General features: G+C 72.3%; 17 protein-coding genes. 11 read left to right on the top strand and 6 right to left on the bottom strand.

Translation table 11 applies throughout. The features are described from left to right. A partial coding sequence (gene zapE, locus AIIKEEIJ_RS17125; RefSeq protein WP_161996214.1) for an AFG1/ZapE family ATPase occupies positions 1–481 on the bottom strand: 481 nt, incomplete at its 3' end. Positions 482–634: 153 nt separating this feature from the next. Between zapE and AIIKEEIJ_RS17120 the strand changes: the two genes are divergently transcribed. From AIIKEEIJ_RS17120 to msrB, 3 genes are read left to right on the top strand one after another with little or no spacing between them, the layout of a single operon-like run. Beyond that, a complete protein-coding gene (locus AIIKEEIJ_RS17120; protein ID WP_202917158.1) occupies positions 635–2191 on the top strand; it encodes an alpha/beta fold hydrolase in 1557 nt (518 codons plus the stop codon). A gap of 46 nt (positions 2192–2237) precedes the next feature. Then, positions 2238–3545, top strand: coding sequence for a glycosyltransferase 87 family protein (locus AIIKEEIJ_RS17115; protein ID WP_161996213.1), 1308 nt, complete (start codon positions 2238–2240; stop codon positions 3543–3545). A 10-nt stretch (positions 3546–3555) separates the two neighbouring features. After that, entirely contained in the window at positions 3556–3984 is a 429-nt protein-coding gene (msrB, locus tag AIIKEEIJ_RS17110) for a peptide-methionine (R)-S-oxide reductase MsrB (RefSeq protein ID WP_161996212.1), read from the top strand. Here msrB and AIIKEEIJ_RS17105 read toward each other — a convergent pair. After that, positions 3947–4672, bottom strand: coding sequence for an HAD family hydrolase (locus tag AIIKEEIJ_RS17105; RefSeq protein WP_006938076.1), 726 nt, complete (start codon positions 4670–4672; stop codon positions 3947–3949). The genes msrB and AIIKEEIJ_RS17105 overlap by 38 nt on opposite strands. Positions 4673–4738: 66 nt before the next feature. Here AIIKEEIJ_RS17105 and AIIKEEIJ_RS17100 point away from each other — a divergent pair, with 66 nt between their 5' ends. Further along, a complete protein-coding gene (locus AIIKEEIJ_RS17100; protein WP_202917157.1) occupies positions 4739–5704 on the top strand; it encodes an L-lactate dehydrogenase in 966 nt (321 codons plus the stop codon). Between the two features lie 90 nt (positions 5705–5794). Here AIIKEEIJ_RS17100 and AIIKEEIJ_RS17095 read toward each other — a convergent pair whose 3' ends face one another. Next, positions 5795–8080 carry a molybdopterin-dependent oxidoreductase gene (locus AIIKEEIJ_RS17095; RefSeq protein ID WP_161996216.1) on the bottom strand — a complete coding sequence of 762 codons (2286 nt, stop codon included), beginning with the start codon at positions 8078–8080 and terminating at the stop codon, positions 5795–5797. A gap of 147 nt (positions 8081–8227) precedes the next feature. Between AIIKEEIJ_RS17095 and AIIKEEIJ_RS17090 the strand changes: the two genes are divergently transcribed. Beyond that, entirely contained in the window at positions 8228–9172 is a 945-nt protein-coding gene (locus AIIKEEIJ_RS17090; RefSeq protein WP_161996211.1) for a lactate/malate family dehydrogenase, read from the top strand. A gap of 49 nt (positions 9173–9221) precedes the next feature. Here AIIKEEIJ_RS17090 and hemQ read toward each other — a convergent pair whose 3' ends face one another. Genes hemQ through hemE form a run of 3 tightly spaced genes read right to left on the bottom strand, consistent with a single transcriptional unit; the run spans position 9222 to position 12381 of the window. Further along, a complete protein-coding gene (hemQ, locus tag AIIKEEIJ_RS17085; protein WP_006938082.1) occupies positions 9222–9917 on the bottom strand; it encodes a hydrogen peroxide-dependent heme synthase in 696 nt (231 codons plus the stop codon). Positions 9918–9922: 5 nt separating this feature from the next. Then, positions 9923–11287: a protoporphyrinogen oxidase gene (locus AIIKEEIJ_RS17080; RefSeq protein WP_102799922.1), complete on the bottom strand. Its 1365-nt coding sequence runs from the start codon at positions 11285–11287 to the stop codon at positions 9923–9925. Beyond that, positions 11284–12381, bottom strand: a complete 1098-nt coding sequence (hemE, locus tag AIIKEEIJ_RS17075) for a uroporphyrinogen decarboxylase (RefSeq protein WP_043798170.1) — start codon at positions 12379–12381, stop codon at positions 11284–11286. The genes AIIKEEIJ_RS17080 and hemE overlap by 4 nt, the downstream gene beginning before the upstream one ends. 116 nt (positions 12382–12497) lie before the next feature. Here hemE and AIIKEEIJ_RS17070 point away from each other — a divergent pair, with 116 nt between their 5' ends. From AIIKEEIJ_RS17070 to AIIKEEIJ_RS17045, 6 genes are all read left to right on the top strand, one after another. Next, a complete protein-coding gene (locus AIIKEEIJ_RS17070; protein ID WP_006938090.1) occupies positions 12498–13073 on the top strand; it encodes a DUF3000 domain-containing protein in 576 nt (191 codons plus the stop codon). A 76-nt stretch (positions 13074–13149) separates the two neighbouring features. Next, the gene (locus AIIKEEIJ_RS17065) at positions 13150–14562 is read left to right on the top strand and encodes a WS/DGAT/MGAT family O-acyltransferase (RefSeq protein ID WP_029543440.1); all 1413 of its coding nucleotides are present in this window, start codon (positions 13150–13152) and stop codon (positions 14560–14562) included. 119 nt (positions 14563–14681) lie between these two features. Continuing rightward, positions 14682–16058, top strand: coding sequence for a wax ester/triacylglycerol synthase family O-acyltransferase (locus AIIKEEIJ_RS17060; RefSeq protein WP_161996210.1), 1377 nt, complete (start codon positions 14682–14684; stop codon positions 16056–16058). A 119-nt stretch (positions 16059–16177) separates the two neighbouring features. Beyond that, on the top strand, positions 16178–17416 hold the full coding sequence (locus AIIKEEIJ_RS17055; protein WP_161996209.1) for an HRDC domain-containing protein: 1239 nt from the start codon (positions 16178–16180) through the stop codon (positions 17414–17416). 375 nt (positions 17417–17791) lie between these two features. After that, a complete protein-coding gene (locus tag AIIKEEIJ_RS17050) occupies positions 17792–19000 on the top strand; it encodes an acetyl-CoA C-acyltransferase (protein ID WP_161996208.1) in 1209 nt (402 codons plus the stop codon). Positions 19001–19002: 2 nt separating this feature from the next. Further along, complete coding sequence (locus AIIKEEIJ_RS17045) at positions 19003–21108, top strand: 3-hydroxyacyl-CoA dehydrogenase NAD-binding domain-containing protein (RefSeq protein ID WP_006938096.1); 2106 nt, start codon at positions 19003–19005, stop codon at positions 21106–21108. Positions 21109–21190 lie beyond the last annotated feature (82 nt).

Here is a 21190-nt window from a genome sequence, read left to right as displayed (position 1 = left end):
CGGACAGCTCGGTCAGCAGCCGGGACACCAGCATCGTGTCGCCCGGGTCGTCGAGCTCGAACTCGTCGATGCACAGCACGCTGTGGTTCGACAGCTCCTCGACGGCCTTGTTGAAGCCGAGAGCGCCGACCACATGGGTCAGCTCCACGAACGTGCCGAACGCCTTCGGCGACGGCGCCGCGTGGAAGATCGAGGCCAGCAGGTGGGTCTTGCCGACGCCGAAGCCGCCGTCGAGGTAGAGACCGGCGCCGGTGGACGGCGCCTTGCGGCCGAACAGGCCGCGCCGGCCACCGCCCCGGATCTTGGCGATCTTGTGGGCGAACTCCTCCGCCGTCCGGACGGCGGTCGCCTGGCTCGGCTCGTTCGGATCGGGAATGTAGGACGCGAAGCTCACGTCGTCGAACATCGCGGGCGGAACCATCTGGGCCACCAGTTGGTCGGACGGCACCACGGGATTGCGATCGACGAGACGTTCGTGCATTTCTCCAGGGTAGGGCCGGAGCTCGAGGCGACCGGTACACCGAGGGCAGATTGCGACCTACTTCACATCACGTACACCTGATCGTCACGTCCGGCGGATCGGACGATCCGGTCACGTGCGCGGCCCGCCGCACCGACCTGGCAGGCTGTGCCCATGCGCAGAACCGGTGTGCTCACGATGGGCATCGTCGTGCTCGGAGCGATGACCGCCGCGTGCGGGGCGGGCCCCTCGGTGCGTCCCGACGTCGCCGTGGTGCAGGAGGCGGACGGCCGGGCCACCCCCACCGGCGAGGACCCGGCCGCCGCGCCCGAGTTGCCGGTGCCCGCCCGGGACCTGGACTGGCGCGACTGCACCGCCGACACCCTCGCCGCGCAGGCCCTGCCGCCGGGCCCGACGGGTCTCGTCCTCGAGTGCGCCCAGATTCCGGCCGCGATCGACGCCGCGGGCACCGTGCCGGGCTCGTTCCCCCTCGACGTGCTGCGTGCCCGACTGGCGCAGACCCCCGCCGATGCGGCCCCGCTCGTCATGACGACAGGGGCGGACCTGCCCTCCACCCGGGCGCTGGCCGCGCTGTCGACCGGCTCGCTCGCCGAGCTCGTGGCCTCCCGGCCGGTCGTCGCGGTGGATCGGCGCGGCCTCGGTGCGTCCCAGCCGATCGAGTGCATCTTCGGAGCGGACCGACGCGCCCTGGCCGACCACGGACAGTTCGGTCGTACCGGCGACGGACCCGACCGGGTCGCCGAGCTCGGCCGGCAGGCCACCATCGCATGCACCGACTACCTGCAGCCGCAGGAACTGCTGTTCGGGGCCGCCCACGCCGCCGACGATCTCGAGCAGCTGCGCACCACGTGGGGGGTCGAGCGGATCGGTGTGCTCGGCATCGGCAACGGCGCCACGGTCGCCCTGGCCTACGCGTCGAAGTACCCGACGACCCTCGGCCGTCTCGTCCTCGACTCCCCCGCCGCGGCCACCGCCGACGCCGAGATGCTCGCCGAGAGCCGGGTGCGCGGCGCAGAGTCGGCGGTCGACGCATTCGCCCGCCAGTGCGTTGCGCTGGCGTGCTCGCTGGGCCCGGATCCGCGGGCCGCGCTCGAGGATCTGCACGCCCGGGCCGCGGCCGGCACGCTCGCCCCGCTGTCGTCGAACTCCCTGCTCACCGCGGTGACGTGGTTCCTGGGGACTCCCCGCAGCGACGCGCCGACCCGGGTCCGCGAGCTGTCCGACGCGCTGTCCGCGGCCGGCGCGGGCGACGTGACGCCGATGCTCGAGCTCGTCGGCGCCGCCGAGGCCGTGCTGTTGTCCGACGGGCAGTTCGTCTCCCGCTGCAGCGACGGGCAGCGGTGGCCCACGACGGCACGGGCCGCCGAACTGCAGCGGACGTGGTCGGCGAACTACCCACTGTTCGGTGGCGACGCGGCGATCGGTATCACCGCGTGCAGCGCCTGGCCGAGCATGCCGACCCCGCCGCTGCCGGCGGAAGTCCGCGTGCCCGTGCTGGTGACGACGGGCGCCGCCGACCCGCTCGTCGGCAGCGCGGGGCTCGACTCGGTCACCGGAGCCCTCACCGCCGTCTCGGCGCGGTGGGCGGCGCTGTCGTGGCAGGGCGCCGGATACTCCGCGGCCCTGCACTCCGGCTGCATCCAGACACGGGTGGCGGAGTATCTCGACACCGGTGCGCTACCGCCGAACGGCAGCCTGTGCCCGGCGTGACCCCGCGTCCGACGTGGCCCGGGCCCGGCGCCGCGAGGAGGGGACGGTGGGTGGCCACCACCGGCTCCCGGTGTACCGTGCCGTAGTGTTCCTCAGCCGCCTCGAGCCCCGCACCGCCCGCACCACCGCGGAGGTGGTCAAGTGCGTTGTGTGGCCGTTGGCCGTGCTCACGGTGCTGCACCGTGTGGCGGTCAAGGCCGTCAACGGATTCCGCACCGACGATTTCACCCCCGTCTACAACGCGGCCCTGGCGTTTCTCAACCGCCGGCCCGTGTACACCGCGAACTTCGAGTGGGTGGACCCGCACTACCTGTACCCGCCGTCCGGGACCCTGCTGATCTCCCCGATCGCGGTGATCGACCCGGAGCGATCGCGGTGGCTGTTCATCATCGCCAACGCGATCGCGATCATCGTGGCGCTGTACCTGCTGCTGCGGATGTTCGGCTACGGCCTCGACTCGGTGCTCGCGCCGATCCTGCTGCTCGCGGCGTTCAGCTCCGAGACGGTGACGAACACCCTGGTGTTCACCAACATCAACGGCCTCGTCCTGCTCGGCGAGGTCACCTTCCTGGCGCTGCTGCTCCGGCGGCGCGACCTGTGGGCGGGCGTCGCGATCGGGCTGACGTTCGCGGTCAAACCGATCCTCGCGCCGCTGCTGCTGATTCCGTTCGTGCGGCGGCAGTGGAAGGTGTTCGCCACCGCCGCGGCGGTCCCCCTCGGACTGACGCTCGTCGCGTGGCCGCTCTCGGTGGATGCGTGGGCGTTCGTCGAGCGCACCACGCCGTACCTGTTCGAGGCGCGCGACTACTTCAACAGCGCGATCGTCGGCAACGGCATGTACTACGGCCTGCCGGCGTGGTTGATCCTCGCGCTGCGCGTCGTGCTGGGTGTCATGGTCGTCGTCTCGCTGTGGCTGCTGTACCGGTACTGCCGCCACGACGAGCTGTTCTTCGTCGGCACGAGCACCGGGGTGCTGCTCACCGCGTCGTTCCTGCTCGGTTCGCTCGGCCAGATGTACTACTCGATGATGCTGTTCCCGCTGCTGATGACGGTGGTGCTGCCCAACTCGGTGGTGCGGAACTGGCCGGCGTGGCTCGCGGTCTACGGCTTCATGAGCTACGACAGCTGGCTGTCTGGGCGGTGGCCGGAGGCCGGCCGCGCCGCCGAGTACATGAAGACGACGTTCGGCTGGTCGCTGCTGCTCATCGTGATCTTCGCGGTGCTGCTCGACCGGTACCTGGCCGCCCGGCGGGAGGGCCGGCTGGCGGACGGCATCGAGCCGTCGTTCCTGTTGCCGGAACGCAAGACCGCGCCGCAGGCCGAGCTCGTGGCGACGAACCGTGGTGAGGGCTAGCGTGGAGCGCATGGCTGACCCTGTCCCGACCGAACCCGCGCCGAAGGTGTCCCTGAGCGACGACGAATGGCGCGCGCGCCTCACCCCCGAGGAGTACACGGTGCTGCGGCAGGCCGGCACCGAGCGGCCCTTCGTCGGCGAGTACACCGACACGGAGACCGAGGGCGTGTACGAGTGCCGCGCCTGCGGGACCGAACTGTTCCGCAGCACCGAGAAGTTCCATTCGCACTGCGGGTGGCCCTCCTTCTTCGATCCGGCGACGAGCGACGCGGTGATCCTGCGGTCCGACGACTCCCTCGGCATGCGCCGGGTGGAGGTACTGTGCGCGTCCTGCCACAGCCACCTCGGGCACGTGTTCGAGGGCGAGGGGTACCCGACCCCGACCGATCAGCGGTACTGCATCAACTCGATCTCCCTGCGCCTGGTTCCGAAGGACTGAGGCCGGCCGCGAACAGGGCCCGCCACAACCCCCGGCGACGCTCGGCGGTGGGCAGCGGCTCCACGAGGGCGAACGAGCAGCCGATGCGTCGGGCCGCGCCGTCGGCCTCCTCGCTGTCGCCCACCATCAGCGTGCGCTCCGGGGACACACCGAGCGCATCGACGGCGTGGCGGAAGATCTCCGGCTCCGGCTTGACCGCGCCGACCTCGAAGGACAACACGAACTCCGACACCAGGTCGTCGATGCCGAGCGCCGCGAACGCCGGCCGGATGTCGAAAGCGATGTTGCTCAGCACCGCCACGGCGAGGCCCTCGCCGGCGAGGGCCTCGATCACCGGGACCGTGTCCGGGTACACCGTCCAGCACCGCGGATCGGTCAGCTTCGCGTACAGGCCGAGGGCCTGCTCCTCGTCGGCGACCCCGGAGCGGCGCAGCACCGTGAGGTAGGCGTCGCGGTGCCAGCGGGGATCCCGGTCGCGGTTGATCCAGGCGTGATGCTCGGCGGCATCCATCTCGACGGGCTGGCCGGTCGGGGCGGTCATCCGGCGCATCAGCTCGGCCTGCCGGTGCACGTCGAACGGTCGGCCCCGGTCGTCGGTGACGTCGGCCAGCCAGGATTCGTCCTCCTCGAGCCGGAACAACGTGCCGGAGAAGTCGAACAGCACGGCGTCGAACGGTGGAACGCTCATGGTTCGAAGGCTAGCGGCCGCGGGGTCGGGCTGCGGATCGAGCGCGGAGCGACGACGATCGAGTCCATGTCGACGACCCGTGCGTCCCGCAAGTCCAAGGTTTCGATCGTCGGTGCCGGCAGCGTCGGCACCGCCGTCGCCTACGCGTGCCTGATCCGTGGCTCCGCGGATTCGCTGGCCCTGTTCGATCCGAACACCGACAAGGTGCGGGCCGAGGTGCTCGACCTGAACCACGGCACCCAGTTCGCCCCGGCGTGCCGCATCGACGGCGCCGACGACCTCGCCGTCACCGCCGGCTCCGACCTGATCGTCGTGACGGCGGGCGCCAAGCAGAAGCCGGGCCAGTCACGGCTCGAGCTGGCGGCGGCGAACGTGCGCATCGTGCAGGAGCTCACGCCCGCCCTCCTCGCGCTCTCCCCCGACGCCGTGGTGCTGTTCGTCAGCAACCCGGTCGACGTGGTGACGTATGCGGCAATCCGCGCGACCGACGCCCCCGCCGGACAGATCCTCGGGTCCGGCACGGTTCTCGACTCCGGACGGTTGCGCTTCCTCGTCGCGCAGCACGTCGGCATCGCGGTGGAGAACGTGCACGCCCTCATCGTCGGCGAGCACGGCGACTCCGAGATCACGCTGTGGTCGAGCGCGACGGTGGGCGGGGTGCCGGCCACGGAGTACCGGGACGAGAACGGTGCGCCGGCGTTCGACGCGGCGATCCGGGAGCAGATCTCCACGCGGGTGGTCCGCAGCGCCTACGAGATCATCCTGGGCAAGGGGGCCACCAACCTGGCCATCGGCCTGTCCACCGCCCGGATCGTGGAGGCGGTGCTGAGGGACCAGCACCGGGTGCTGCCGGTCTCGACGCTGCAGCGCGGCGTGCACGGGATCGACGGGGTGTGCCTGTCGCTGCCGACGATCGTCGACGGCCGCGGGGCCGGCCGGGTGCTCGAGATCCCGCTGTCGCCCGACGAGGCCGCCGGGCTGCGGGCGTCGGCGCAGACGCTGCGGGAGGTGCAGCGCTCGCTGGGGCTGTGACCGCCGGGCCCGGCTCCGAGCGAATGTATCGTCGATCTCCGTAGCGGTAGCGAGCGATACATTCGCTCGGCGCACGGGAAGCCGGGAGGGTCAGCGCGTGCGGATCACCGGCGGGTCGAAGGCCCGGACCGGCGGCAGTTCCCCGTCGAAGCGCTCGATCTGCACGAGCACGTGCTGGCCCGTGCAACCGCGTGCGAGACGCGACGTGCCGATGTCGGCGGTGAGCACGTTGGGGTTGCCGTGCACGCACATCGAGCCGGGGTCGGCCGGGTCGAGGGGGTCGTACCAGGCGCCGGTGCCCAGCTGCACCACGCCGGGCAGCAGGCCGTCGTCGAGGACGGCGCCGGCCAGGCAGGCGCCCCGATCGTTGAAGACCCGCACAACGTCGTCGGCCGCCACGCCGCGTGCCGCCGCGTCGTCCGGGTGCATCCGGATCGGCTCACGCCCGCGGATCTTCGAGGCCTGGCTGGTGGCGCCGTGGTCGAGCTGGCTGTGCAGGCGGGTCTTCGGCTGGTTCGCGATCAGGTGCAGCGGGTAATGCTGCGCCCGCGGGCCCCCGAGCCACTCCTCCGGCTCGAACCAGGCGGGATGCCCGGCGCAGTCGTCGTATCCGAAGCCGTCGATATCGGCGGAGAAGATCTCGATGCGCCCGCTGGGGGTGCCCAGCGGATTGCGCTGCGGGTCGGCACGGAACTCCTCGAACAGGGTGAGCCCGTCCTCGCTGCGCATCCGCACGTGGCCGCGCCGCCAGAACTCGTCGAACTCGGGCGGTGTCTCGACGCGGTTCTCGTCGGCGAGAACGAAGCCACGCCACTGCCCGTACAGGTGCTCGAGCCACTCGCGGGCGCTGCGACCCTCCGTGAACCGCTCACCGAAGCCGAGCCGGTGCGCCAGGGCGGCGAACGTGTCGTAGTCGTCGCGGGCGTCGGCGAATCGGGGGGCGGCGGCGTGCATCGCGACGAGCAGCGGGTCGTTGCGGGTGCAGCTGAGATCCTCGCGTTCGAGAGACGTGGTGGACGGCACCACGATGTCGGCGTGCTTGGCCGTCGCGGTCCAGTAGGGGTCGTGCACGACGATCGTGTCCGGCCGGGTCAGAGCGTGGCGCAGCCGGCCCAGGTCCTGGTGGTGGTGGAACGGGTTGCCGCCGGCCCAGTACACGAGCCGGATGTCGGGGTACGTCAGGCGCCGGCCGTCGAAGTCGTACTCCTGCCCCGGCCGCAGCAGCAGGTCGGAGATCGCGGCCACCGGGATCAGGTCGTCGACCGGGTTGTTGCCCTGGAACAGGGTCGGCAGCGGATACGGGACGGGCGCGATGCCGGGTTCGTTCATCGAGCCGTAGCCGTGCCCGAAGCCGCCGCCGGGCAGACCGATCTGGCCGAGCATCGCGGCGAGGGTCACCCCCGCCCACGGCGCCTGCTCGCCGTGCCGGACCCGCTGCAGCGACCAGGTGACCGTGATCAGGGTGCGGCCCGCGGCCATGCGCCGGGCCAGCGCGGCGATGGCCTCGGCGGGCAGGCCGGACAGGCCGGCTGCCCACCGCGGGGTCTTGGCGACGCCGTCGGTGCGGCCGAGGAGATAGTCCTCGAACCGGTCGTAGCCGACGCAGTAGCGGTCGAGGAAGTCGCGGTCGGCGAGGTCCTCGGTGGCGAGCACGTAGGCGAGGGCGAGCATGACCGCGACGTCCGTGCCGGGCCGGGGCGCGAGCCGCTCGGCGGCGCCGTGCAGGTCGTCGTGCAGGGGGCTGATCGACACCACGGTCCCGCCGCGGGCGCGCAGGGCGTCGAGCGCGCCGCGGGTGGGGTGGTGGCTGGTGCCGCCGTCGTTGACCGCCGTGTTCTTCAGCGGCACCCCACCGAAGCACACCATCAGGTCGGTCTCGCGGGCGATGACGTCCCAGTTCGTGGCGCGGGCGAACAGCTTCCAGTGCGTGCCGACCACGCGCGGCATGATCACGCCGGTCGCGCCGAGCGAATAGCTGTGCACCGATCGGGTGTAACCGCCGAGCATCTTCAGGAACCGGTGGACCTGGCTCTGCGCGTGGTGGAACCGGCCCGGCGACGACCAGCCGTACGAGCCGCCGAAGATCGCCCGGTTGCCGTGCGTGTCGACCACGCGCCGCAGCTCACCGGCGAGCAGCTCGGTCAGCTCGTCCCAGGACACCGCGACGAACTCGTCGACCCCACGTCGGTCGCTGGGGCCCGGTCCTGCTTCGAGCCAGCCCCGGCGCACCGCAGGTCCGGCCACGCGCGACCGGTGCCGCACCGAGCCGACGGCGTTGGCGAGAATCGGCGACGGATCGGTGTCGCCTTCGAAGGGGTGCACGGCGGTGACGTCGCCCTCGTCCGTCTCGACCTCGAACATCCCCCAGTGCGCCATGTGCTGGTGTCGCACGGCTCGAGAACTCATGGGGCACAGTCTGCCAGTGGGCGCGCAGCGTCCGATCGGCGAGCCGAGCGGCGCCCGGGGACCTAGCGTGGGCATCGACGGACGGCGACAGCCGTACCCGACGAGAGGGAGGCGTTGATGGCGGAAGGTGTCGAATCCGGCGGGGCCCCGGCCCGCGCGGTGGTGGTCGGAGCCGGGCACGTCGGCATGATCTCGGCGATGCGCCTGGCCGACGCGGACGTGTTCGACGAGGTCGTGCTCGTCGACGTCGAACCCGGCCTGGCGGCGGGGATCGCTCTGGACCTGACCCACACCGGCGCGCTGACGGGCTCCGGGACGCGGGTACGGGGGGCGGTGTCGCTGGAGGAGGCCGGTCCCGCGGACTACGTGATCATCACCGCCGGCAAGGCCCGCCGGCCGGGGATGAGTCGCAGCGACCTCACCGCGACGAACGCCCGGATCGTCGGCGACGTGGCCGGGCGCGCGGCGGCGGTCTCCCCCGACGTGGTGCTCGTCGTGGTGACGAACCCGTTGGACGAGATGACGTACCAGGCGTGGCGCAGCTCGGGGTTGCCGGCGGAGCAGGTGCTGGGCATGGCCGGGCTGCTCGACGCGGGGCGGTTCCGGGCGCTGGCCGCCGCGGACGGGGCCGGGGCGGCGCGGGAGCTCGGCGCCGTGGCGCTCGGGAGCCACGGCGAGGAGATGGTGATCCCGCTGTCGCAGGCACCGGAGATCGCCGCGCGTCTCGACGCCGCGCGCCTCGACGAGCTGGTCGACCGCACCCGCACCTCGGGCGCGGAGGTTCTGGGGCTGCTGAAGTCCGGCAGCACGTTCTTCGGTCCCGGCACCGCCGCCGCGCACATGGTGCTGGCGATGGTCGCCGACTCGGGAACGGTCGTGTCGGCGACGGTGCGCCCGAACGGCGAGTACGGCATCGGCGACGTGTTCGTCGGTCTCCCGGTGGTCCTGGGGCGCCGCGGCGTGCGGCGCATCGTCGAGCTGGACCTGACACCGGAGGAACTGGAACTGCTGCGCGAGGCGGCGAAACGGATCGGTGAGCGGATCGCGGGGCTGCCCGCCTGAGCACGCCCGGGCTGCGGCGCCGTCCCCGGTGGCGGCGCCGCGGCGCGGGTCAGGGCAGCGCGGTGATCAGCTTCTCGACGTCGACGCGAGGACCGGTGAAGAACGGGGTCTCCTCCCGGACGTGCATGCGGGCCTCGGTGGCGCGCAGGTCACGCATGAGATCGACGATGCGGTCCAGTTCGGGCGCCTCGAACGCCAGGATCCACTCGTAGTCGCCGAGCGCGAACGCGGGGACGGTATTGGCGCGCACGTCCGGGTAGCCACGGCCGGCCTTGCCGTGGTCGGCGAGCATCTTGCGGCGCTCGGCGTCGGGCAGCAGGTACCACTCGTACGACCGCACGAAGGGGTAGACGCAGATGTAGTTGCCGGGGTCCTCGCCGGCGATGAAGGCCGGGACGTGGCTCTTGTTGAACTCCGCCGGCCGGTGCAGCGCGACGTTCGACCAGACCGGAGCGCTGGCGCGGCCGAGGACGGTGGTGCGCCGGAAATCGGAGTAGAGCTTCTGCAGATCCTCGAGCCGCTCGGCGTGGGTCCAGATCATGAAGTCGGCGTCGGCGCGGACGCCGGCGACGTCGTAGATGCCGCGGACGATCACATCGGTGTTCTCGAAGGACGCGAAGAACTTCTGCGCGTCCTCGATCGCCGCGGTGCGGTCCTCGCCGAGGACACCGGGCCGGACCTGGAACACCGAGAACATCGCGTAGCGGAGGGTGGAGTTGAGCTTGTCGAAGTCGAGACGTGCCATGCCGCTCATCCTGCCACTCGCGTAGCGAGCCGCGTCGCGGCCGTCGTGCCTGATGCGACACAGGCGGGGACTCCGACGCCGTGAAGCATCGCGCCGGCGACCTCGAGGCCGTCGACGGTAGCGATCGCGTCCTCGAGGACGGCGACCACGTCGAGGTGCCCGGCCCGGTACTGGGGCAGGCCGCCGTGCCAGCGCTGGACGAACGTGGCCACGGGCTCGTCGGTGACCCCGGTGACGGTGGCGAGGTCGGCGCGAGCGCGGGCGATCAGCTCGTCGTCGGGGGCGTCGACGATCGCGGCTTCGCCGTAACGGCCGAACGACGCGCGGGCCAGCGCGACGTCGCGCCCGGCCAGGTGGGGCCACTTGCGGCTCGACAGGGTGAACGCCTTGGCGGACAGGTCCTCACCGGTGGCGACGAGGATCCCGGAGTTCTGCGGCAACGCGGCACCGCTCGGCAGTGCCAGCGCCACCACCGCGGACGAGGCGAGCGGGATCCGGGACGCCTGCGCGGCCGCCGCCGGGACGGCGTCGGCGAGCAGCTCGGCGGCACGGTCGGCCGGCACCGCGAGTACGACACCGTCGACGGGTCCGATCGGGTCGAGGTTCCAGCGGCCGCCGGCGCGGCGCAGACCGCTCGCGGCGGCGTGCCGGATCTCGGCGTCGGCGGCCTTCTCCAGCGCGTCGAGCAGCGTGCCGTAGCCGTCGCGCAGGGTGCCGAACACCGGCGCGTCCGAGGGCTCCGGCAGCGCACGGGTGACCGCCTCGCTCAGGCTCGGGGCACCCGCGTCGAGGGCTGCGGCCAGGGTCGGCAGGGTGGCCCGCACGCCCGCGGTGTCGGAGAGCCCGGAGTAGACGCCGCCGAGAAGGGGGTCGACGGAGCGGCGCACCACCTGCTCGCCGAACCGGTCGGCGACCAGGTCGGCCACCGAGACGTCGCCGGCGCGGTCCCAGTACAGCGGGACGGTGGGCTCGGCCGCTATCCGCGCAAGGGTGTCGGCGTCGACGAGACCGGTCAGCGACCCGGCGTCGGCGGGGATCCCCATCAAGGTGCCGCTGGGCAGCGGATGCAGCGCGGCACCGGCGTAGATCAGCGGCCGGGCCCCGGACGGGTGCACGAGCTGGTCACTCAGGCCCAGCTCCTCGAGCAGCGCGGGGACCTCGGGGCGGCGGCCGATGAACGCCTCCGCCCCCACATCGACCGGATCCCCGGCGAGCGGCACGGTGCGCAGCTTCCCGCCGAGCCGCTCGGAGCCCTCGAGGAGGACGATCCGGGCGTGCGCGCCGAGCAGGCGACGCAACCGGTACGCCGCGACGAGCCCGGTGATGCCGCCGCCGACGACGGCGACGCTCGGTGCTCCTGCACCGCTCACAGCGAGTGCACCAGTTCGACGACGGCGGTGAGGACGTCCGGATCGGTGTCGGGCAGGACGCCGTGCCCGAGGTTGAAGATGTGCCCGGTCGCCCCCGCGGCGCGGGCGCGGTCACCCTCGGCGACGATGCGGCGCACCTCGGCCTGGACCACCTCGGGTCCGGCGAACAGGATCGCGGGATCGAGATTGCCTTGCAACGCTTTTCCGGCCCCCACCCGGGTGACGGCGACGTCGAGCGGCACCCGCCAGTCCACGCCGACCACATCGGCGCCGGCCTCGCCCATGGCGCCGAGCAGTTCGCCGGTGCCGACACCGAAGTGGATGCGCGGCACGCCGGCGGACTCGACCTCGGCGAACACGCGTTCCGAATGGGGCAGCACGAATTCGCGGTAGTCGGCCAGCGACAGCGCGCCGGCCCACGAGTCGAACAGCTGGATCGCGTCGACGCCGGAGTGCAGCTGAGCCTGCAGGAACGCGATCGTGATGTCGGCGAGCCGCCCCAGCAGGGCGTGCCAGGTGCGCGGATCGGCGTGCATGAGGGCCTTGGTGCGCTCGTGGTTGCGGCTGGGTCCGCCCTCGACGAGGTAGGAGGCGAGGGTGAACGGCGCCCCGGCGAAGCCGATGAGCGGGACGTCGCCGAGTTCGCGAGTGAGCAGCCCCACCGCCCGTGCGACGGCACCGACCTCGTCGTGTTCGAGGGTGGGCAGCTTCGCGACGTCCGCCGCGGTGCGCACGGGGTTCGCGATCACCGGTCCGGTCCCGGCCACGATGTCGAGGTCGATCCCGGCGGCCTTGAGCGGAACGACGATGTCCGAGAACAGGATCGCGGCGTCCACCCGGTGCCGGCGCACCGGCTGCAGGGTGATCTCGCAGACCAGTTCGGGATCGAAGCAGGACTCGAGCATGCCGATGTTCGCCCGGATCTCGCGGTACTCCGGCAGCGACCGGCCGGCCTGCCGCATGAACCACACGGGCCGGTGCGCCGGCTCGAGTCCCCGCGCGGCGGCGAGCAGGGGCGCCTGCGGGAGCTGGCGCCGCGTCGGGTAATCCACACGCGGGGTGGAGCCGACGTTCGTGTTCTCCAGGCCGGTCATTGATCCTCGTTCGTCCAAGGGCACGGGTCGCTGCCCATGCTGCCACGCCCGGCCACCCCTCCGGAATCGGCGCGCCTCCCGCGTGGTCCCGGTCACCCGGTCTAACGTCCGCTGTCGTGACCACCTCGCCCGCCGAGCCGGCCCAGTTCCGCGCTGCCATCGACTCGATGAACGCGGCCACCGTGCGGCCGGAGATCGAGGTGGGTCCGATCCGGCCGCCGCAGCGGCTGGCTCCGTACAGCTATGCGCTGGGCGCGGAGGTGCTCCATCCGGACACCGACCTGGTGCCCGAGCAATCGGAGGGCGACGCGTTCGGCAGGCTGATCCTGCTGTACGACCCGGAGGGCGACGAGGCCTGGAACGGCACCATGCGGCTCGTCGCCTACATCCAGGCCGACGTGGACGCCACCCTGGCTGCCGATCCGCTGCTGCCGGAGGTGGCCTGGAGCTGGCTGGTCGATGCGCTCGACGCGCACGGCGAGCCGCTGACGGCGCTCGGCGGCACCGTGACGTCGACGAGTTCGGTGCGCTTCGGCGACATCGCCGGCCCGGCGCGGGCGCATCAGCTGGAGCTACGGGCGTCGTGGACCGCACAGTCCGGCGAGCTCGGACCGCACGTGGAGGCGTTCTGCGAGGTGCTCGCGTATGCGGCGGGCCTGCCCCCGGCGGGCGTGACGCGCCTGCAGCACTGAGCCGTCGCCGAGTCCCGAGTCGCCGACGGCACGGAGAGCGGTGCACCGGCGCACCCCGCGGTCCTATGATCGAGGCATGCGTCGGCTCAGCGGGCTCGACGCCGCGCTCCTCTACACCGACTCGCCGGGGCTGCCCGTGCAGATCGGCGGCTTGGCCCTGCTCGACGTCTCGACCGTGCCGGGCGGCTACTCCTTCGAACGGCTCGGCTCCGACCTGGAGGCGCGCGTTGCGGCGGTGCCGCTGCTGCGCCGGCGAGTGGTCGACTCCCGGCTCAATCCCGGCCATCCCGTGTGGGTGGACGACCCCGATTTCGACGTCGGCCGGCACGTGCGCCGGTTCACCGTGCCGCCCCCGGGCACCGCGGCCGAACTGGCCGTGCTCTGTGGGCAGCGTTTCGCCCAGCGGTTCGACCGGTCCGGGCCGCTGTGGGAGACCGCGGTGTTCGAGGGACTGGCCGACGGCTCGGTCGCGGTGCTGACGCGCATCCACCACGCCGTCGTGGACGGCCTCGCCGGGGCGACCCTGCTGGCGCAGCTGTGCGACCGCGAACCCGGCGCCCCGCCACCGCGGCCCGAGTCGCCCGGCGTCGGTGGGGCGAACCGCCTGACCGTCGCCGCGGGCGGCGTTGCCGATCTCGCCACCCGGCCGCTGGACCTCGCCCGCGCGGTGCGGTCCAGCGCGGCCATGGTGCCCCGGTGGGTGGGCCGGGCGCGGCGAGGGGAGGCGATGGCGGTGCCGCTCACGGCGCCGCGGACGTCGTTCAACCGCCGCGTCACCGGCCGTCGCAACGTCGCGTTCGTGACGCTGGATTTCGCGGCCGTGAAGGCGGTCAAGCGCGCGTTCGGCGTCACGGTCAACGATGTCGTGCTGGCCCTGTGCGCCTCGGTTCTGCGCCGATATCTCGCCGCCCGCGGCGAACTGCCGGCCTCTCCCCTGGTGGCCGCCGTCCCGGTCTCGGTGCACGGACGCGCCCGGGGGGACGCCGGCAACCAGATTTCGGTGCTGATGGGGCGGCTGCACACCGAGATCGCCGATCCCGTCGTGCGGCTGCACGCCGTCGCGGCGGACGAGACTGCGGCCAAGGCCCACCACGCCACCTTCGACCCCGACCTGCTCGGCAGCTGGGGCCAGGTGGCTCCGGGCGCGGCGTTCGGGGCGGCCCTGCGGTTGTATTCGGCGCTGCGGCTGCCCAACGTGCTCCCGGTGCTGAACAATCTCGTGGTCTCCGACATCCCCGGGCCGACGGACACGCTGTACTACCTCGGCGCGCGGATCACCGCGCTGTACCCGTTCGGGCCGATCTACCACGGCGCGGGCCTGAACATCACCGTCCTGTCGCTCGACGGCGGCCTGCACTTCGGTCTGCAGTCGTGCCCCGACCTGCTGCCGGACCTGTGGCGGCTGGCCGACGGCTTCCCGGCCGCTCTCGCGGAGCTGGCCGACCGGGTGCCGGGCGCTCCGCCGGCCCCGCTCGCCGCGCCGAGCTGACCGGCGCCCGTCGCGGCGCCCGGGGAACGGGTTCCGGACCGCCGGGGCGACGAAGACCCGCTCGGGCAGGTGGACCAGGCTTCCCCCGCCGATACTAGAACCTGTTCTAGAATGTGGCCATGCATCGACTCAGCGGCCTCGACGCCGGATTCCTGTACCTCGAGACGCCGACGCAGCTGCTGCACGTGTGCGGACTGATCGTCCTCGACACGACGACCGTTCCGGACGGGTACCGCTACGAGGCACTGCGCGCGGAACTCGCGGCCCGCCTCACGGCCGTACCGTTGTTCCGCCAGAAGATCGCCGACAGCCCGTTCAACCTCGACCATCCGGTATGGGTGGACGATCCGGACTTCGACCTCGACCGCCACCTGCACCGGGTCGCGGTCCCGGCGCCCGGGCGCCGGGAGGAGCTCGCGGACCTGTGCGGGCACATCGCCGCACAGCCGCTCGACCGCTCCCGGCCGCTGTGGGAGATGGTGGTGATCGAGGGCCTCGAGGACGGATCGGTCGCGGTGATGACGAAGATCCACCACGCCGGCGCCGACGGCGTCACCGGCGCGGACCTCGTGGCGCAGCTGTGCAGCCTCGAACCGGACGCGCCACGGCCCGAGCCCGTCACCGACGGGGCCGGCGGCGGCTCGGCGCTCGGGATCGCCCTCGGCGGCCTGTTCAACGTCGCCACCCGCCCGCTGGAGCTGGTGCGGGCGCTGCCCAAGACCGTGGAGCTGGTGCCCCGGTGGATCACCCGGGCCCGTCGCGGCGAGGCCATGCCGGCACCGTTCACCGCTCCGCGCACCTCCTTCAACGGCACGATCACCGGCCACCGCAGCGTCGGATTCGCGCAGTTCGACCTGGGCCGGGTCAAGTCCGTGAAGGACGAGCACGGGGTGAAGGTCAACGACGTGGTCATGGCCGTGTGCGCCGGTGCGCTGCGCCGTTACCTCGCCGACCGCGACGAGCTCCCCGACTCCCCGCTGATCGGCATGGTCCCGGTGTCGGTGCACGGCAAGTCGGACCGGCCCGGACGCAACCAGGTCTCGCCGATGTTCGCGAGCCTGCACACCCACATCGCCGATCCGATCGAGCGACTGCACGCGATCGCGGATGCGAATGCCTGTGCCAAAGAACATAATTCGGCCCTGGGCGCAAGCCTGCTGCAGGACTGGACGCAGTTCATGGCGCCCGCGGTGTTCGGCGCAGCGATGCGCACGTACGCGTCGCTGCGGCTCGCGGAACGCCACCCCGTGGTCCACAACCTGGTGGTCTCGAACGTGCCCGGCCCTGCGATGCCCCTGTACTTCCTCGGGGCCCGGATCCGGGCCATGTACCCGCTGGGACCGATCTTCCACGGGGTCGGACTCAACATCACCGTGATGTCGTTGGACGGCGCGCTCGATGTCGGCGTGCTCACGTGCCCCGAACTTGTTCCCGACGTCTGGGCGCTCGTCGACGCCTTCCCTTCGGCGCTCGACGAACTCGACACCGCACCGTAGAATCCGCGCAGCAGCCCGCGCGGTCGTGTGCCACTCGTCACACCGGGAATCGGCACGTCGACCGCGCGGTTGACCGGGTCGACGCCCAGACCACCGCCACCCGGATAGAGTCACGAACCATGTCGGTAGCCAACGAACACGAGCCCGCAGGGGCGACGGTCCCGCTGCTGACCCCGCGTGACGGCGTCCCCGAGGTCGTCACCACGGCAGCCGGGGTGGCCGCGGCGGCGGAAGCGCTCGCCGCGGGCAGCGGGCCGCTCGCCGTCGACGCCGAGCGGGCTTCGGGCTTCCGGTACTCCGCGCGCGCCTATCTGGTGCAGCTGCGTCGCGCCGGCGCCGGCACGGTGCTGCTCGACCCGATCCCGACGGCCGACGCGCTCGCGCCGCTCGCGGCGGCGATCAACGATCTCGAGTGGGTGCTGCACTCCGCCGACCAGGACCTGCCCGGCCTCGACGAGCTGGGCCTGCGGCCCGCGGTGCTCTACGACACCGAACTGGCCGGGCGTCTCGCCGGCTTCGATCGGGTGGGGCTGGCCGCCATCGTCGAACGCACCCTCGGTTTCGAGCTGCGCAAGGGCCACGGGGCGGCCGACTGGTCCACCCGGCCGCTCCCCGACGCCTGGCTGAACTATGCGGCTCTCGACGTCGAGATCCTCGTCGAGCTGCGGGACGCGATGGCGGCCGAGCTCGAGCAGCAGGGTAAGTCGGAGTGGGCCGCGCAGGAGTTCGAGCACATCCGTCGCGCCGGGCCTCCGGCCCCCAAGCCCGACCGCTGGCGCCGCACCTCCCGCATCCACACCCTCAAGGATCCGCGGCGGCTCGCGATCGTGCGCGAGCTGTGGACGGCGCGAGACGAACTCGCGGCACGCCGGGACATCGCCCCGGGCCGGGTGCTGCCGGACTCCGCGATCGTCGCCGCAGCCGAGGCCGCCCCCCGTACCGTCGACGAGCTGCGCGCCCTGCCGGTCTTCGGGGGGCCGCGGCAGCGCCGGTCGTCGCGGGTGTGGCTGGGAGCGATCGAGCGGGCCCGGGCGCTGCCGAAATCGGAGCTGCCACCCGTTACACAGCCGTTCACCGGCCCGCCGCCGGCCAACCGCTGGGCCCGGCACGATCCCGACGCCGCCGCGCGGCTCACCGCGGCCCGTGCCGCGCTCGCCGAGCTCAGCGAGCAGGTCCAGGTGCCGGTGGAGAATCTCGTCGGCCCCGAACTGGTGCGCCGGTTGTGCTGGGAGTGGCGGGTGTCGGCGGAGACCGACGTCGTCGCGTACATCGAGGAACGGTTCGCCACCGACGGGGCACGGCCCTGGCAGCGGGAGCTGACGGCGCCGCGCCTGGCGAAGGCGCTGACCGCGGACTGACCCGTTCCCACCGTCCCGGCCCGCGGACCCACGGTCGCGTCACGCCCGATCCCTGCATTCGCCACCGCCTCGGTGTCGAGCGCTTCCGCATACCCGCTGTTCAGAGCCACGTACTCGGGACCAGCGCGGCGAGTTCCCCTGATGGTCACGAGCGCGCCCCGCAACCCCGGCGACCACCGGCCTCGCCGCAGGACGCCCAGACCGCCGGTGAGACCGGTGGCTGCCCGGCGCGCGCACCCCTCCGGTGACGCCCGGCGCGGATGGTAAGTTACTGGTCGGTAACACGCTGGCGTCCGGGCTGCCCGGCGCCGGGATGTTCCCGGAACCCTGGCCTCGCCGGCGTCGGCGAGCATCGCTCCATCGGGAGGAATACGCGTGGCGTCAACCACCACAACTCAACGCAATGTCGTCTTCGTCGACGGCGTACGCACCCCGTTCGGGAAAGCGGGCCCGAAGGGCATCTACGCGGAGACCCGCGCCGACGACCTCGTCGTCAAGACCATCCGGGAGCTGCTGCGCCGCAACCCGCAGCTCGACCCCGCGCGCATCGACGAGGTCGCCGTCGCCGCGACCACCCAGACCGGCGACCAGGGCCTGACCATCGGCCGCACTGCCGCGATCCTCGCCGGCCTACCGGAGACCGTGCCGGGCTTCGCGATCGACCGCATGTGCGCCGGCGCGATGACCGCAGTCACCACCACCGCCTCCGGAATCGGCTTCGGTCAGTACGACGTGGTGATCGCCGGCGGCGTCGAGCACATGGGCCGCCACCCGATGGGTCAGGGCGCCGATCCGAACCCCCGGTTCCTCGCCGACAAACTCGTCGACCCCAGCGCCCTGGTGATGGGCAACACCGCCGAGAACCTGCACGACCGGTTCCCCGGTATCACCAAGGCCCGCACCGACGCCTACGCCGTCGCCAGCCAGAACAAGTTCGACGCCGCGAAGAAGGCCGGCTACATCGCCGAGACCCTCGTGCCCGTCGCCACCCGGTCGGCGACCGGCTGGGGCCTGGCCACCGAGGACGAGCCGCCGCGCCCGGGCACCACGCTCGAGGATCTCGCGAAGCTCAAGACGCCGTTCCGCCCCGCCGGCCGCATCACCGCCGGCAACGCCGCCGGCCTCAACGACGGCGCGACGGCCTGCCTCCTCGCCGGCGAGGACACCGCCCGCGAACTCGGTCTGCAGATCGGCATGCGCATGGTCGGCTTCGCCTTCCAGGGCGTCGACCCGGCCCTGATGGGCATCGGCCCGGTGCCGGCGACCGAGAAGGTTCTCGCCCGCACCGGCCTGACCATCGACGACATCGGTCTGTTCGAGATCAACGAGGCCTTCGCCGTGCAGGTGCTCGCGTTCCTCGAACACTTCGGCATCGACGACGACGACCCGCGGGTCAACCAGTGGGGCGGCGCCATCGCCTGCGGCCACCCGCTCGCGTCGTCCGGCGTGCGCCTGATGACCCAGCTCTCCCGGCAGTTCGCCCGGCACCCCGAGGTGCGCTACGGCCTGACCACGATGTGCATCGGCCTCGGCATGGGCGGCACGGTGATCTGGGAGAACCCCAACTTCGAGGGAGACAAGTAGTCATGAGCGAGCTTTCGTCCCTGTTCGCCGACGAGGTCGTCACGAACGCCTACACCAAGCTCGTCGAGGTGCCCGGCATCGACGGCCCCGTCGCGCTGATCACCCTCGACAACGGGTTCGACCACACCAAGCCGAACTCGTTCGGCCCCGCCGGCCTCGAGGCCTTCGACAAGGCCCTCGACGAGGCCTTCGCCGCGAACCCCGCTGCTGTCGCGGTCACCGGCAAGCCGTTCATCTTCGCCGCCGGCGCCGACCTGAAGGGCGTTCCCTCGATCACCAGCCGCGAGCAGGGGCTCGAGCTGGGCCGCCTCGGCCACCGCGTGTTCCGCCGCCTGCGCGACTCGCAGGTGCCGACGTTCGCCTTCGTGGGCGGCCTCGCCCTCGGCGGCGGCCTCGAGGTCGGGCTGCACTGCCACTACCGGACCTACGCCGACAACGTGCCGGCGCTCGGCCTGCCCGAGACGATGCTGGGTCTGGTCCCCGGCTGGGGTGGCACCCAGCTGCTGCCGAACCTGATCGGGCCCGACCACGCGGTGACGCTGATCCTCGAGAACCCGCTCAACAACGGCAAGGTCATCCGCGCGAAGCAGGCCGCCGAACTCGGCCTGGCCGACGCGGTGTTCGGCTCGGCCGACTTCCTCGAGCAGTCCCTCGCCTGGGCTGCGAAGGTCCTCGCCGGGGACATCACCCCGGCCCGCCCCGAGATCGACCGCGGCGCCGGCTGGGACGCGGCGCTCGGCCGCGCGAAGGCGCTCGTCGCGGCCAAGACCCGCGGCTTCGCGCCCGGAGCGGCCCGGGCGGTCGAGCTGCTCGAGCTGGCCCGTAACACCGACATCGCCGATCCCGAGTCGCTGTCGAAGGGCTTCGCCGCCGAGGACGAGGCGCTGGCCGACCTGCTGATGTCCGACGAGCTGCGGGCCGGGCTCTACGCCTTCGACCTGGTCAACAAGCGTGCCAAGCGTCCCGCCGGTGCGCCGGACAAGTCCCTGGCCCGCAAGGTCACCGGCGTCGGCATCGTCGGGGCGGGCCTGATGGCCAGCCAGCTCGCGCTGCTGTTCGTGCGCCAGCTGCAGGTGCCGGTGATCCTCACCGACGTCGACTCCGAGCGCATCGACAAGGGTGTGGGCTACGTGCACACCGAGATCGACAAGCTGCAGGGCAAGGGCCGGCTCTCGCCCGACGCCGCGAACCGCCTCAAGGCGCTCGTGTCGGGCTCCCTCGACAAGGCCGCGTTCGCGAACACCGACTTCGTCATCGAGGCCGTGTTCGAGAACATGGACGTCAAGAAGCAGGTGTTCGCCGAGATCGAGCAGTACGTCTCGCCGGAAACCGTCCTGGCGACCAACACGTCGTCGCTGTCGATCACCACGATGGCCGCGGACCTGAAGCACCCCGAGCGCGTCGTCGGCTTCCACTTCTTCAACCCCGTCGCCGTGCTCCCGTTGCTCGAGATCATCAGGGGCGCGCAGACGGACGACGCGACCCTCGCGACGGCCTTCGCCACCGCCAAGGCGCTGAAGAAGTCGGCCGTGCTGTGCGGGGACCTGCCGGGCTTCGTGTTCAACCGGCTCGTCACCCGCACCCTCGGCGAGGTGATGACCGCCGTGGACGAGGGCACCCCGTTCGAGGTCGCGGACAACGCCGTCGGCGAGCTGGGCATGCCGATGAGCCCTTTCACGCTGCTCGCACTCGTCGGCCCGGCCGTCGCGCTGCACACCGGCGAGACCCTGCAGGCCGCCTACCCCGACCGCTTCGTGTCCTCCCCCGGACTCGAGGCGCTCGTCGAGGCCCGCAAGCCGGGCGTGTGGACGTACGCGGACGGCAAGCAGGTCGTCGACCCGGAGGTCGCGGCGCTGTGGCCGCAGGGCGACAAGCCCTCCACCGCCGAGGAGGTGCTCGAGCGGACCCGTCGCGCCTTCGCCGAGGAGATCCGGATCATGCTCGAGGAGGGCGTGGTCGCCGCCCCCGAGGACATCGACCTGTGCCTGATCCTCGGCGGCGGCTTCGGATTCTGGAACGGCGGCATCACGCCGTACCTGGATCGCACCGGCACCTCGGAGGCCGTCAACGGCACACGCTTCCTCGCCCCCGGCGTGGCCGGCGTCTGACGAACCGGTAGCTCCGCACGGCGCCCCGGGACCCGCGCAACCGTCGTGGGCCCCGGGGCGCGTCCGTGCGTATCACCCCGGC

This window comes from Rhodococcus sp. YH1, assembly GCF_009939605.1.
Lineage (GTDB): Bacteria > Actinomycetota > Actinomycetes > Mycobacteriales > Mycobacteriaceae > Rhodococcus > Rhodococcus aetherivorans.
This window is presented reverse-complemented; position numbering and strand designations above follow the sequence as displayed.